The following is a 14011-nucleotide window of genomic DNA, read 5'->3' as shown; positions in this document are numbered from 1 at the left end:
AGCGGACGCCGCATGCAATGCACGGCGACCGGTTGTGCGTCAAGGATAAGAAACCGCCGACAATCAGGCAAATCGATTAAAAATCGGTTATCAAATAAACTACATTGATAATACCGAGTCAGCGCGTGCGCACTCATCATCCTTCGACACCTGCCAAATGCCGGACCAGCGCCTTTTCCGGCCGTTTCAGCGCGCTCAGATCGCGCATGCAGATTAGCAACTGCCGCGTGGCCCAACTGTCCGTCAGTTCGATCGTGCGAACGCCCAGCGTGCCGCGATAGCGTTTCGCGGCGGTGGCCGGCACGATGGCGATGCCCGCGCCCTGTTCGATCATGCAGCAGATGCTGTCGAAGGTTCGCATATGCGCTCGAACGCGGAGCGGCTGTCCGGATAGCAGGGCGCGTTCGCCGAGGTACGCGTGCAACGCGCTGCTCGTGCTCAAGCCGATGAATTCACGGTCAGCCACTTCCGCAAGCGTCACGCGGCGTCGCGCGCCCAAGGGGTCGTCACGGCTCGTGACCAGCACGAGTTTGTCGACGGCGAAGGGCAGCGTCTGCAACGCGCCGTGTTCGACCGCATCCGAGATGATGCCGATCTCCGCCGCGCCGGTCAGCACCGCTTTCACGGTTTCGCTACTTTGCCGTTCCTTCAGATCGATCTGCACGTTGGGGTGATCGCGCAAAAAGAGGCCGACTGCGGAGGGCAAAAACTCGGTGATCGCGGCGGTATTGGTCCACAAGCGGATAAACGCCTTGCTCCCGGCCTGGTGTTCGCCGAGCTCGCCTTGCATCCGGTCGATCTGGCCGAGCACGAGTCTCGCGTGATGCGCGAGCGTATCGCCTGTTGCAGTCGACTCCACGCCGCGCCGGCCCCGCTCCAGCAACGGCACGCCCAATGCGTCTTCCATGCCGCGCAAGCGGGCGCTGGCCGACGGCAGCGACATGTTCGCGCGCGCCGCGCCGTGCGTGATGCTGCCGGTGTCGAGGATGTTCAGGAAAAGGCGGAGGTCGATCAGGTCGAAGCGCATGGGGTCGGATTTGAGGGGGTGTCGTAACCGCGGCTGTAGGGTTGCAGTTGCGGTTTTAGCCTTAGTCATAGCCTAAGTCACAGTACGTATCTTACGCATTGTGGGCGGCGCTGCGGCAATCGAAAATCGCGGACATGACATCCAGAACCTCATCCCGATGACCTCTTCTTTTGCGCTGCACGCGAGCGTGGTTGCCGCGACCTTCGTGCTGGCCGGCTTCGTCAAGGGCGTGACCGGCATGGGTCTGCCGACCGTCGCCATGGGCGTGCTCGGCACGCTGATGCTACCGGCGCAGGCGGCCGCGATGCTGTTGCTGCCGTCGTTCGTCACGAACGTCTGGCAACTGTTCGCGGGGCCCAGCGTGCGGGAGTTGGTCAAGCGTTTGTGGCCGATGATGGTGGGCATCATCGCGGGCACGCTCGCGGCTGCGTCGTTCATTGCCGGCGGCGGTGGCGAATGGGCGGTGGCAGGATTGGGCGCCGCGTTGACGCTCTATGCCGCGGCTGGGCTGATGGCGTGGCGCTTCTCGGTGCCGGCGCGCCACGAGCGCTGGCTGTCACCGGCGGTCGGTGTGGTCACCGGCGCGATCACCGGAGGGACCGGCGTGTTCGTCGTGCCGGCGGTGCCTTATCTTCAGGGGTTGACGTTAAAAAGAGAGGATCTGGTTCAGGCGCTCGGCCTGTCGTTCACCGTTTCCACCATCGCGCTCGCTATCGGACTGACACGGGAGCATGCATTTGCGCTCGGCGATCTGGGCGCATCGCTTTGCGCCGTGGTGCCCGCCTTACTCGGCATGTGGATCGGCCAACGGGTGCGCGGGCACATTAGTCCGGCGACCTTCCGCCGCTGGTTTTTTCTTTGTCTGCTTGGCTTGGGTATTCAGTTGCTGGCGCGCGCATTCGTTTGATCAGGATGTGGCGAGCGTGAATGAAGGAGGGCTGGATCGTGTGGTCGACTATTCTGGATACGTTAGGCACGTTGGCTGTACTGGCAAGTGTGGCGGTGCAGATCGCGTTCATCCGCAGATGCGGAAATCGGTGAACCGCCAGGTTCATCTTCAGTTAGCGCGGCGCAAGCCGCTCAGGTAGCGCGTAGCGTTGCATCGTGCGCTCCATGCCATCGAGAAATGCCTGCTCGGCGGCATTCATCTTGCGCGCGCGCAGCCACAGCAGATCGATGTCGACGTCGACCAGACCCTCTTCGGGTGGCAGACGCCACAAGCGTTGCTGCGCGAGATCGTCGCGCACGATGTGCTCCGGCAGGCAGCCGATGCCGTAGCCCGCGAAGATCAGCCGCCGCACTTCGTCGAGGCTCGGCGAGGCCGCCACGATGCGTCCGGTAAAGCCGCGCTGATCGCGAAACACGGTGAGGGGCGAAAGGCTGTCGCCGATCTGGTCGCTGGTGAACGACACGAAGTTTTCCGCCAGCAATTGATCGATCGACAATGCATGCCGCCCGAACAACCGGTGATGCCGCCCGCAGAAAAGCGCATACCGTTGCCGCAGAAAGCAGCGCTGTTCGAGTTTGTCGACGGGGGTGCGGCACAAGCCGAGCCCGGCCGTGGCCGTTTTTTGGAGCAGCGACGAGATGATGTCCGACGAGCGCATCACTTCGATCTGCAAATCCACGCGCGGATAGGTCTTGTGGAATTCCGCGAGGAATTCATCATAGACGCCGGAGTCGATCCGGCTCACCGACAGGAGCCGGATCGATCCGGTGATGTCGTCGCTGCGGTCGTCGAGTTCGGTTTCCAGCCGCGACATGTGGCCGTAAATATCGCTGGCGATGCGGTACACCTCCTCGCCGGCACGGGTCGGTTCGAAGTGCGGGCCGCGGCGCTGGATCAGATTGCGTCCCAGCGTGTCTTCGAGCCGTTTAAGCGCCTGGCTAACTGCCGGTTGCGTCAGATGCAAACGGGCCGCGGCACGGCTGACGCTGCGCTCCTGCATGATCACGAGGAAGGTGCGCAACAGGTTCCAGTCGAGCCGGTCATTCAAAAAACGCGTGACGTCCGCGCGCAACTGAGTCATGGAATCACCTTCGACATTAGCCAGATTTATAGCTGGGATAATAAACCGAAATTTGACTAATATTTTATGGCTGGCGATAAAACACCTCACAAGATGCCCTGATATCAGGCATCGCGACTGAGGAGCCGCTATGAACGCTTCACCCCAAGCCACCCGTCAGCCAGTGCGAGCGGCAAGCGCCGCTTTCATCGGCACGATGATCGAGTGGTATGACTTCTACATCTACGCCACGGCCGCCGCGCTGGTGTTCGGCGAGTTGTACTTCCCCTCGCATGACCCATTTGTCAGCACGATGGCGTCGTTTGCGACCTTCGCGGTCGGCTTCTTCGCGCGGCCGTTGGGCGGCGTGATCTTCGGCCACCTGGGCGATCGCATCGGCCGCAAGAAGGCGCTGATGACCACGCTGATGATGATGGGTGTCGCCACCGTATGCGTCGGCCTGTTGCCGGCTTATACGAAGGTCGGCGTGCTCGCGCCTGTGCTGCTGGTGTTGCTGCGGGTCGTGCAGGGCGTGGCGGTGGGTGGCGAGTGGGGCGGCGCTGTGCTGATGGCCGGCGAACATGCACCGAAAGGACGGCGCACGTTCTTCGCATCGTTCGCGCAACTGGGCAGCCCGGCCGGACTGATCCTCTCGCTGATCGCATTTCGCGCGGTCACGTCGATGCCGCATGACGATTTCATCGCGTATGGCTGGCGTCTGCCGTTTCTGGCGAGCGCGCTGTTGCTCGCGGTCGGCATTTTCATTCGTATCGGTGTGAACGAGTCACCGGAATTCCAGCGCGAGAAAGAGGCGAAGCGTACCGTCGAGTTGCCGATTGCCGAAGTGTTCCGTTCTTCCGGCGCGCTCGTTGCGCTGTGCATCGGCGCGAACACGATCGGCATTGCGGGCGTCTACTTCACCAACACTTTCATGATTTCGTACACCACGCAGAACATTGGCGTGTCGAAATCGCTGATTCTCGATTGCCTGTTCGCGGTCGCAATCATCCAGTTTCTGTCGCAACCGCTCGCCGCATGGCTCGCTGAAAAGATTGGCGGTGCGCGCTTCCTCAAACTGGCCGCGTTCGCCGCGATGCTCTCGCCCTATCCGATGTTCACACTCGTGCAGAGCGGCAGCCGGTTGTCGATGATTGTTGGCATCGCGCTTGCCGTGGTGTGCATGGCGAGTTTCTATTCGGTGATCGCGGGCTTTGTCAGCGGTGTGTTTCCGGTGCGGGTGCGTTATTCGGCGATCTCGCTGTCGTACCAGGTATGTGGCGCGATTGCAGGTGGTTTGACGCCGCTGGCGGGGACATGGCTCGCGCACAAATTTACCGGGCAATGGTGGCCGCTTGCGGTGTTTTACACGTGCCTCGCGGGCATTTCGTTGTCGTGCATCGTCGCGCTGGATGCGCTGAAACACCGTCGTGCCGACGCCCCCGAAGCACTACCGGCACGCTGAATCAAATGAAATCATGGACGTTGCCGGCGCGTGCGATGATGGCCGCACCGGCCTACGCCTGAAGCAAAGGAACTGGAATATGCAGACGTTTTTTCATCCGGCGCAGTTGAAGCATCATCCGCGCAGCTATCTGTCGCGTGGCCAGATGCGCACACCGCAGGAAGTGCCCGAACGTGCGTTGCGACTCGTCGAAGCCGTGAAGAAGCTCGGCTTCGACGTGCAGGAACCGGCGGATTTCGGGGCCGCGCCGCTCGCTGCGGTGCACGGCATGAACTATCTGCGCTTCCTCGAAGAAGCGCACCGTGAATGGAAAAAGATTCCCGCGGAGTGGGGCGACGAAGTGATGTCGAACGTGTATATCCGCGAGAACAACCCATTGCGCGGCGTGCTTGCGCAAGCGGCACGCTATCTCGCTGACGGCAGTTGCCCGGTCGGCGCGGATACCTACGAATCCGCTTACTGGTCGGCACAGAGTGCGCTGGCCGGCGCGCAGGCGATTGTCGACGGCGCGGGTGAAGCGTACGCGTTATGCCGCCCGCCGGGCCATCACGCGCGTGCCGAAGCGGCAGGCGGCTTCTGCTATCTGAACAATGCGGCGGTTGCAGCGCAGGCGTTACGGCAGAAGTACGGGCGCGTCGCGATTCTCGACACCGATATGCATCACGGCCAGGGCATTCAGGAGATTTTCTACGGCCGTGACGACGTGTTGTATGTGTCGATCCATGGCGATCCGACGAATTTCTATCCGGTAGTGGCCGGTTTCGAAGACGAGCGCGGCGCGGAGCAAGGCGAGGGCTATAACGTCAATCTGCCGATGCCGCATGGTTCGTCGGAAGCCGTGTTCTTCGAGCAGCTTGACGCGGCGCTGCGGGTTCTCGCGCGTTTTCAGCCGGATGTGCTGGTCGTAGCACTCGGCTTCGACATCTACAAGGACGATCCGCAATCGATGGTGGCGGTGACGACCGAAGGCTTCGGCCGACTCGGCGGCCAAATCGGTGCGCTGAAACTGCCGACATTGATCGTGCAGGAAGGCGGGTACCACATCGAAACGCTCGATGCGAACGCGCGGTCGTTCTTCGACGGGTTTGCGTCGAAGCGATGAAGTCAGGCAACTGTCGCACCGGCGTCAGCGTCGGTGCCCGCCGCGCCTTTCTCTAACCCTCCCTCGTGCGCTCCGCCCCCAACGTCTTTCCGATTGTTCGGCTCATCCGACGTATCTATTCGTTTCCAGCCGCTTTATCCATGCGGCCAGTGTGCCTACATTGTGTCCAGTGACAGCGCCACTGCATGTCTCGCTTCATCGGCGTCCACCCCGCGAATCTTCGCGAGAGCGACGCCGGCGCGAACTCCATCCAAAGGAAACGATCATGAGCAAACTCACAGGTAAGGTTGCGGTTGTAACGGGCGCATCGAAAGGTATCGGCGCCGCGATTGCGAAGGCACTGGCGGCGCAAGGCGCGTCGGTGGTGGTGAACTATGCGTCCAGCAAGGCCGGCGCGGACGACGTGGTTGCCGCAATCACCGCGGCAGGCGGCAAGGCAGTGGCCGTTGGCGGCGATGTGTCCAAGGTAGCGGACGCGAAAGGCATTATCGATTCGGCAGTGGAAACTTATGGCCGCCTCGACATTCTCGTCAACAATTCCGGCGTGTATGAGATGGCGCCGATCGAGGACATTACCGAAGCGCACTTCCATAAGCACTTCAACGTGAACGTGCTGGGTCTGCTCCTGGTCACGCAAGCGGCGGTGAAGCATCTGGGCGAAGGCGGCAGCATCGTGAACGTCAGCTCGGTTGTCAGCCGCATCACGCCGCCGGGCAGTTCGGTCTATACCGCCACCAAGGGCGCGGTGGACGCCATCACCGGCGTGCTCGCACGCGAACTCGGCCCGCGCAAGATTCGCGTCAACTCAGTGAATCCCGGCATGGTTGAAACGGAAGGCACGCATACTGCCGGCTTCATCGGCTCGGACTTCGAGGCCTGGGCAGTCAGCACAACGCCGCTTGGCCGTATCGGTCAGCCTGACGATATCGCCGATGTCACCGTGTTCCTTGCCTCCGACGATTCGCGCTGGATGACCGGCGAAAGCCTGATCGCCAGCGGCGGTTCGCGGTAACAGGATTGGCGAGCGGCGCGTAGTGGTGGGTTCGTGTGGCGATGCCATGCACCACCCCGACATGTGCCTGCTGCGCCAGGACCGTATGAAAACGCCGCCGGGCAATCGTTGCCCGGCGGCTTATTGTTTCATTGCGCCGCCACAGTAGCGGCGCTTGTCAGCTCCACCGCAAACAACGCATCCAGCAGATTCGACCCCGGTCTTTCAGCAAGCCGCGTGAGCGATTCGATCATTTGCACCTGACAATCCTGAAGCGGAATCATCCTGATCCGTCGCGATTCATTGAATTCGGCGCGCGCGATCACGCCCACCCCCATGCCTTGCGCGACCGCTTCCTCCAGCGCTTCACGCCCGTCCACATACATCACCGGTTCAACCTGCAACGACTCGCGCACCAACTCGATCTCCAGCAATTGCTGAGTGACCGATTGCCGCTCGCGAAAAATCATGGGCTGTTGCACGAGTTCCGCGTAACTCAGCTTGCGTTTCTTCGCCACCGGATAGCTCGCCGGCACCATGGCCACCAGCGGATCGCGCCGCAGCACGCGCGACTCGAGCCGGCTATGCACCTGCGGGGCGGCGGTAATGGCGGCGTCGACCGCGCTCGACAGCACGCGCTGCATGCAATCCGCGGCATTGGCGATCGAGAGCGTCACGACGATCCCCGGATGCAGCTTGCGAAACGCGCCGATCAGCGCGACGGCCAGATCGGGCGCGTCCGCCACCAGCGAGAGCGAGCCGGACTCGAGCCCACCCGCCGATTCGAGCAGTTGCCGCGCGTCGCGCTCGCAACTGAGCATCTGCCGCGTCACGGTGAAGAGACGCAGGCCGAGTTCGGTGGTTTCGACACCGCGCGGGCCGCGCTCGAACAATTTGACACCGTAATCCTGCTCGAGCCGCTTCACGTGATCCGACACCGCCGGCTGCGTGAGCGACAGCGCCTGCGCCGCTTTGGAAAACCCGCCGTGTTCCGCGACCGCATGGAAGGCCCGCAATTGCGCGTATTGCACGTCTGCCTCGTCGAGAGATAAGTTTTTGCGATACCTGCATCGATTATATCGATTTTACCGATGGACAGCCTTTCTGTACCGTGTCATGACCGCAACAGCGATATCGGAGATTCCGACCATGGAAAGCGTCATTGACAGCTCCCCGACAGCATCCGCACTGTCTTCAACCGTGATGTGTGCCGCGCCGGCCCAGGGCGAGCCGTATCTGTTGACGCCGGGACCGCTGACCACGGCGTTCTCGACCAAGGAAGCGATGCTGCGCGACTGGGGTTCGTGGGACGGTGACTTCCGCGCGATGACCGCCCAACTGCGCCGCAGTCTGCTGGACATTGCCGGCGACACCGCCGACGAGTACGACTGCGTGCCGCTTCAGGGCAGCGGCAGCTATTGTGTCGAAGCCATGCTCGGCAGCCTGATTCCGCGCGATGGCCACGCCCTGGTGCTGGCCAACGGCGCTTACGGCAAGCGCATCGCGACCACCCTCGGTTATCTCGGCCGTGCCTGCACGGTGCTCGACAAGGGCGACTACCTGCCGCCGCGCGGCGCCGAAGTCGAAAGCATGCTGGACGCCGATCCGCGCATCACGCACGTGGTCGCGGTGCATTGTGAAACGAGCTCCGGGATTCTCAATCCGATCGAAGAAATCGCCGCCGCCACCGCGAAAAAAGGCCGCAAGCTGCTGATCGACTCGATGAGCGCATTCGGCGCGGTGCCGCTCGATGTGCGTCAGATTCCGTGCGAGGCCTTTGTCTCGTCGGCGAACAAATGCATCGAGGGCGTGCCCGGCTTCGGGTTTGTGATCGCTCGCAAGAGTGCGTTGCAGGAGGCCAAGGGCCGCAGCCATTCGCTCTCGCTCGACGTGTACGACCAGTGGGACGTGATGAACCGCACGGGCCAATGGCGCTTCACGCCGCCGACCCATACCGTGGCCGCGTTTATCGAAGCATTGCGTCTGCACAAGCTCGAAGGCGGCCAGACCGGGCGTCTCGCGCGTTACGCGAACAATCGCGACGTGCTGGTCGCGGGCATGCAGGAACTCGGCTTCGAGCCGCTGCTGAATGCGCGTTGGCGCTCGCCGATCATCGTGACGTTTTTCGCACCGGCGCATCCGTCGTTCAAATTCGAGCACTTCTATGAATTGATGAAGAAGCAGGGTTTCATCATCTATCCGGGCAAGCTGACGGTGGTGGACAGCTTCCGCATCGGTTGCATCGGCCAGGTGGATGAGCGCGTGATGCACCGCGTGGTGCGAGCCTGCGCGCAGTCGCTGCAAGCGATGGGCGTCGCGCACGCCGCGCCGCCGGCGGCCGCGCTCGAAGAGCGCAAAACCCTGGCCGAAGCGGCTTGATCAGCGCGGCTTGAGTGCGGAATACAAACGCGCGGCACGTCGCGCGAGCCTTACAACCTCCAGAGAATCGAAGTACATGAAACACGTAAAAGCAGTGATTTTCGACTGGGCCGGCACGGTGGTCGATTATGGTTCGTTGGCGCCGATGGGCGCGTTTGTCGAGACGTTCGAACAGTTCGGCGTGTCGATCACCATCGACGAAGCACGCGGCCCGATGGGCATGGCCAAGCGTCCGCATATCGCCGCGCTGATGGCCTTGCCGCGCGTGTCGCAAGCATGGGCCGACAAATATGGCCACAAGCCGGGCGAAGCGGACATTGACGCCGTGTACGACGTCTTCGTGCCGAAGAACATCGCGGTGGCCGCGAGCTACAGTTCGGTGATTCCGGGCGTGGCGGAAGTGGCGAGCGCGCTGCGCAGCGACGACATCAGGATCGGCACGACCACCGGCTATACGCGCGAAATCATGGCCGAGATCGTGCCGGGTGCGGCGGCTCAGGGTTTTTCGCCGGACAGTATCGTGTGTACGGGTGACACGCCGGAAGGGCGTCCGTCGCCATACATGATCTACAAGACGTTGCCGGAACTGGGTGTGTGGCGCGCGAAGGATGCGATCAAGGTCGACGACACTGAAGTGGGTATCGAGGAAGGGATCAACGGCGGCACGTGGGCGGTGGGTGTTGCCGTGAGCGGCAATGCCTTCGGCATGGCCGAGGACGACGTCAAGGCGCTGGCGCCGGATGAATTTGCATGGCGGCGCAAGGTGGCGATTCAGAAGTTGCAGGCCGCCGGGGCGCATTATGTGATCGATAGCGTGGCGGATCTGATGCCTGTGGTGCGTGATATTGATGCGCGCCTGGCGCGAGGTGAGCGGCCTTAAATTGTCGAAGCGCGGGCTTCGGTGGGTGTAAACTTTTCTTGCTGTATTTTTCGAAGGCGTACTGTTGAGAGACAGTGCGCTTTTTTGTTGTGCGCTTTTGTTTTGAGTAATCAGCGCGGCTTTTACCCCATCAATCAATAACAACCCTAACCGATATGTCGAAAACTACGCAGACCGATACGCTCGCCTGGCATATCCACGCTCGCTCGCTGCGCTATTTCGATGCAATTCGCCGCTATGGCTCGATCCGTGAAGCGGCGCGGCAATTGCATGTCGTCTCGTCGGCGGTTAACCGGCAGTTGCTGAAGCTCGAGGCGGAAGTCGGCACCCCGCTTTTCGAACGGCTCCCGGCAGGGCTGGCATTGACGGCCGCGGGCGAAGTGTTCGCGCGGCATGTGATCACCGTGCTGCAGGATGCGCGCCGCTTTGAGAGCGAGATGGACGCGCTGCGCGGAATCCGTCGTGGCGAGATCGGCATTGTCACGGTCGAGGGGCTCAACTCGAGTTTTCTGCCGGACCTCGTCGAACGGATGCTGACGCGTTACCCGGCGATCCGTTTTCAGGTGCATACGGCCGGTTCGGCATCGATTGCCCGCACGATTCTCGATGGCGATGCCGACCTTGGCCTTGCGTTCTCACTGCCGCGCACGGACGACTTGCAGCAACTCGCCGTGGGACGTTTTCAGCTCGGCGCGATCGTGGCCGCCGATCATCCGCTTGCCGGCGAGACGACCGTCACATTCGCGCAGTGCGCGCGCTACCCGTTGATTCTCGGCAACGCGCAGTTGTCGATCAGCGGGCTGCTCGAACCGCTGATCCGTCATTACGCAAAGCCGTTGGAAACGGTGCTCGAAAGCGATTCGATCGAACTGATGCGGCGGATGGCGGCACGCGGGCGTGGCGTGGGGTTCCAGACGCGCCTCGGCCTGGAACGCGATCTCGCCGACGGTACGCTGGTGCATATTCCGCTGCGCACGCCGCGCGCGCTGGTCTCCGAGCTGGGCGCCTATGCCCGCGCCGGGCGAACCTTGACGCCCGCGCTCGATGCGTTCGTTCGACTGCTTGCCGAGGCGATCGCCGAACGGGAGGACGACGAGCCGGCCGTCTAACGGCGACGCCGGTGCTGATGCCGAAACGGCATCAGCATGCACCTTTTTCTGCGCTTTTTTGACCACCCACCACGATCTACACTCGGTCGAACGGGTTCAAAGGAGTCGTGATGTCCGAAGTGCTATCAGCTAAAGCAGTGCCGCACACGAGCCTGCCCGTCATCGACGTGGCCGGGCTTGCCTCGGCCGATCCGCTGCAACGCGCGGCGGTGGGCGCGGCGCTCCATGCTGCCTGCATCGATAAGGGCTTCTTCTACATCGCCAATCACGGTGTCGAGCCGGCCCTGATCGATGCCGCACGCGCCGAAGCCGAGCAGTTTTTCGCGCTGAGCGACGCTGAGAAGCGCCAGGTCGACAAAGCGCAGTCGTTCTGCAACCGGGGCTACGAACCGTTGCGTGGGCAGGTGCTGGAAGCGGGCACGCCGCCCGATCTGAAAGAAGGTTTTTACATCGGCAATGAACTGCCGCTCGATCACCCGCGAGTGGTGGCGCGTGCCTTCAACTGCGGGCCGAATCAGTGGCCGCAGCAGTCGCCTTGTTTTCGTCCGGCCATGGGGGCCTATTTCGACGCGCTGTTCGACCTGTCGACGCGTTTGACGCGTGGCCTTGCGTTGTCGCTCGATTTACCGGAAGACCATTTCGACGCGTTCTGCGACGAGGCGATGGCCACACTGCGCCTGTTGCACTACCCGCCGCAACCGGCGCAGGCCTTGCCTGAACAGAAGGGCTGTGGCGCGCATACCGACTTCGGCTGCCTGACGCTGCTCTGGCAGGATGCGATCGGGGGGCTGCAAGTGCAGGATAGCGACGGTGGCTGGATCCACGTGCCGCCGCTGCCGGGCACATTCGTCGTCAATCTGGGCGACCTGATCGCGCGCTGGACCAACGACCGCTATCGCTCCACGCTGCATCGCGTGGTCAATGCGTCGGGCCGCGAGCGCTACTCGATGCCGTTCTTCTTCACCGGGCGGCCGGACTATGTGGTGACGTGTTTGCCCGGTTGTACGGTGGAGGGCGAAGCGCCGAAGTATCCGTCAATCACCGTCGTCGGTCATCTCGAAGCCTGCTACCGGAGAACCTACGGATGACGCCGCCGCGCCCGCCCGCAGCAGGCATGCTGCTGATTCACGGCGCGTGGCAGGGGAGTTGGGCGTGGGACGCCTGGCTGCCCGAACTCGCGGCGCGCGGCTGGACGTACATGGCCGTCGATCTGCCGGGCAACGGCGCGAATCCGTCACGGGATGCCGGCCTCGTGGTCTCGCTGCAAACCTATGTCGACGCGCTGAGCGAAGCGCTCGCGGCGTTCGACGGCCCTGTCGTCGTCGTTGCCCATAGCGGCGCGGGCGTGCCGGCTTCGCAGCTGGCCGAGGCCTTGCCCGGGCGGATCGCGTGCCTCGTCTACGTCGCGGGAATGATGTTGCCGTCGGGTATGGGTTACGCGGAACTCGTCGATGCCAGCGCCGCAGAGGTGCCGAATGCAGGCGGCATTGCGCCGTATCTGCAATGGCGCGACGAGGGCGCATCCACCATCGTTCCGCCCGCGGCGGCGCTTGAAATCTTCCTGCACGATTGCCCCCCGGAGGCGGCGCGGCAAGCCGCCGCGAAACTCAAGCCCCAACAGGAAAGCGGCCGCGCGCTTGTTACGACGCTGAGCGCTGAGCGTTTCGGCGGTGTGCCGCGCATTTATGTCGAAGCGCTGCGTGATCGCTCCGTGCTGTTGCCCTTGCAACGCAAGATGCAGGCGCTGGTGCCAGGCGCGCTCGTGCGTTCGATCGACTGCGGCCACGTGCCTCAACTCGCGCGGCCCGCCGAACTGGCGGCGCTGGTGTGCGACGCCCTTGCCGGGATCGGTATCGCGTCTTCCGCTTCTCAGGTTTTTTCTACCGAATCAGCCTCTGCCACCCATCCCCATTCGCTCACTACCGGAACCTCGTCATGACTCGACTCAATCGCCTCAGCCGGTTGCTCCTCGCTGGTAGCGCGGCTTCGCTCGTTGCGCTTGCAACCCTGAGCGCTTCCGCATCTGCCGCCAACGGCGCGCCGCTCGACGTCTCGATCGTCTATCTCGGCAATCCGGGCGATGCCGGCTGGACCCACGCGCACGATCTCGGCATTGCCGCCACGGAAAAGCAGCTCGGCTCGCAGATCAAGGTGACGCGCGTCGAGGACGTCCCCGAAAACGCCGACGCGGCCCGCGTGTTCCGCGACCGCGCGGCGAAGGGCGACAAGATCGTGATTGGTACGTCGTTCGGCTACATGGATTCGATGTTGAAGGTCGCGCACGATTATCCGGACACCGTTTTTCTGCATTGCTCCGGTTACAAGAGCGCGCCGAATCTCGGCAACTTCAACGGCAAGGTGTATGAGTCCGCCTATCTGGCCGGGGTCGTGGCCGGCTATGTATCGAAGTCGCATGTGCTCGGTTTTGTCGGCTCGGTGCCGATCCCGGAAGTGGTGCGCAATATCGATGCGTTCGCGCTCGGCGCGCGTTCGGTCGCGCCGCAAACGGTTGTGAAGGTGGTGTGGATCAGCAGCTGGTTCGATCCGGGCAAGGAGCGTCAGGCGGCTGAAACGCTGGTCGGGCTCGGCGCCGACGTGCTGATGCAGAACACCGATTCCACCGCGACGATGGCCGTGGCCGAGCAGCATAAGGTCTACGCGTTCGGCTGGGATTCGGATATGAGCCACTGGGGCCCGCATGCGCATCTGGGATCGGTCGCCTACGACTGGGGCATCTATTACAGCAAGGTGATCGGCGAAGTGCGGCGCGGCACGTGGACCAACAAGCCGGTCTATTGGGGCGTCAGGGAAGGCATCACCGATCTGGTGAATGTGAATACGTCGGTGGTGCCGGCAGATGCGCAGCGTGCGCTCGCAGACAAGCGCGCCGCGCTGGTCGCTGGCCGCCTCGATCCGTTCGCCGGACCGTTGAAGGATCAGAGCGGTAAGGTGCGGGTCGCCGCCGGCGCTACCCTGTCCGCGGACGATACGAACCGGATAAACTGGTTCGTCGACGGTGTGCAGGGCAGCGTCGCGCAATGACGGAGCGGAT

General features: G+C 62.8%; 13 protein-coding genes. 10 read left to right on the top strand and 3 right to left on the bottom strand.

Annotation, left to right across the window (positions count from 1 at the left end; all coding sequences use genetic code 11):
• Nucleotides 1-136 precede the first annotated feature (136 nt).
• Entirely contained in the window at nucleotides 137-1027 is an 891-nt protein-coding gene (locus tag PQQ86_RS09685) for a LysR family transcriptional regulator (protein ID WP_408266083.1), read from the bottom strand.
• Nucleotides 1028-1184: 157 nt separating this feature from the next.
• Here PQQ86_RS09685 and PQQ86_RS09680 point away from each other — a divergent pair, with 157 nt between their 5' ends.
• Complete coding sequence (locus PQQ86_RS09680) at nucleotides 1185-1934, top strand: sulfite exporter TauE/SafE family protein (protein ID WP_408266081.1); 750 nt, start codon at nucleotides 1185-1187, stop codon at nucleotides 1932-1934.
• Nucleotides 1935-2088: 154 nt separating this feature from the next.
• On the opposite strand, the gene PQQ86_RS09675 is transcribed toward PQQ86_RS09680, so the two are convergent.
• Nucleotides 2089-3048: a LysR family transcriptional regulator gene (locus PQQ86_RS09675; protein WP_054041525.1), complete on the bottom strand. Its 960-nt coding sequence runs from the start codon at nucleotides 3046-3048 to the stop codon at nucleotides 2089-2091.
• A gap of 139 nt (nucleotides 3049-3187) precedes the next feature.
• Between PQQ86_RS09675 and PQQ86_RS09670 the strand changes: the two genes are divergently transcribed.
• The 3 genes from PQQ86_RS09670 (at nucleotide 3188) to PQQ86_RS09660 (ending at nucleotide 6612) form a co-directional block, all read left to right on the top strand.
• Nucleotides 3188-4498 (top strand): MFS transporter, encoded by a 1311-nt coding sequence (locus PQQ86_RS09670; RefSeq protein ID WP_408266079.1) that lies wholly within the window; start codon nucleotides 3188-3190, stop codon nucleotides 4496-4498.
• Nucleotides 4499-4577: 79 nt separating this feature from the next.
• Nucleotides 4578-5600 (top strand): histone deacetylase family protein, encoded by a 1023-nt coding sequence (locus tag PQQ86_RS09665; RefSeq protein WP_408266078.1) that lies wholly within the window; start codon nucleotides 4578-4580, stop codon nucleotides 5598-5600.
• Between the two features lie 265 nt (nucleotides 5601-5865).
• A complete protein-coding gene (locus tag PQQ86_RS09660; protein ID WP_408266076.1) occupies nucleotides 5866-6612 on the top strand; it encodes a glucose 1-dehydrogenase in 747 nt (248 codons plus the stop codon).
• A 128-nt stretch (nucleotides 6613-6740) separates the two neighbouring features.
• On the opposite strand, the gene PQQ86_RS09655 is transcribed toward PQQ86_RS09660, so the two are convergent.
• Nucleotides 6741-7622 carry a LysR substrate-binding domain-containing protein gene (locus tag PQQ86_RS09655; RefSeq protein ID WP_408266074.1) on the bottom strand — a complete coding sequence of 294 codons (882 nt, stop codon included), beginning with the start codon at nucleotides 7620-7622 and terminating at the stop codon, nucleotides 6741-6743.
• A 118-nt stretch (nucleotides 7623-7740) separates the two neighbouring features.
• Here PQQ86_RS09655 and PQQ86_RS09650 point away from each other — a divergent pair, with 118 nt between their 5' ends.
• The 6 genes from PQQ86_RS09650 (at nucleotide 7741) to PQQ86_RS09625 (ending at nucleotide 14001) form a co-directional block, all read left to right on the top strand.
• On the top strand, nucleotides 7741-8970 hold the full coding sequence (locus tag PQQ86_RS09650; RefSeq protein ID WP_408266072.1) for a 2-aminoethylphosphonate--pyruvate transaminase: 1230 nt from the start codon (nucleotides 7741-7743) through the stop codon (nucleotides 8968-8970).
• Nucleotides 8971-9046: 76 nt separating this feature from the next.
• Nucleotides 9047-9850: a phosphonoacetaldehyde hydrolase gene (gene phnX / locus PQQ86_RS09645; protein WP_054041481.1), complete on the top strand. Its 804-nt coding sequence runs from the start codon at nucleotides 9047-9049 to the stop codon at nucleotides 9848-9850.
• A gap of 155 nt (nucleotides 9851-10005) precedes the next feature.
• Nucleotides 10006-10959, top strand: coding sequence for a LysR family transcriptional regulator (locus PQQ86_RS09640; protein ID WP_408266069.1), 954 nt, complete (start codon nucleotides 10006-10008; stop codon nucleotides 10957-10959).
• Nucleotides 10960-11069: 110 nt separating this feature from the next.
• Nucleotides 11070-12047 (top strand): isopenicillin N synthase family dioxygenase, encoded by a 978-nt coding sequence (locus PQQ86_RS09635; protein ID WP_408266067.1) that lies wholly within the window; start codon nucleotides 11070-11072, stop codon nucleotides 12045-12047.
• Nucleotides 12044-12898 (top strand): alpha/beta fold hydrolase, encoded by an 855-nt coding sequence (locus tag PQQ86_RS09630; RefSeq protein ID WP_408266065.1) that lies wholly within the window; start codon nucleotides 12044-12046, stop codon nucleotides 12896-12898. The genes PQQ86_RS09635 and PQQ86_RS09630 overlap by 4 nt, the downstream gene beginning before the upstream one ends.
• Nucleotides 12895-14001, top strand: coding sequence for a BMP family ABC transporter substrate-binding protein (locus PQQ86_RS09625; RefSeq protein ID WP_408266063.1), 1107 nt, complete (start codon nucleotides 12895-12897; stop codon nucleotides 13999-14001). Before PQQ86_RS09630 ends, PQQ86_RS09625 begins: the two co-directional genes overlap by 4 nt.
• The last annotated feature ends 10 nt before the right edge of the window (nucleotides 14002-14011 follow it).

Origin of the sequence: Paraburkholderia sediminicola, assembly GCF_046026675.1 — a bacterium.
Lineage (GTDB): Bacteria > Pseudomonadota > Gammaproteobacteria > Burkholderiales > Burkholderiaceae > Paraburkholderia > Paraburkholderia sediminicola_F.
The sequence above is the reverse complement of the archived record's forward strand: the minus strand, read 5'-3'. Positions and strand labels throughout refer to the sequence as shown.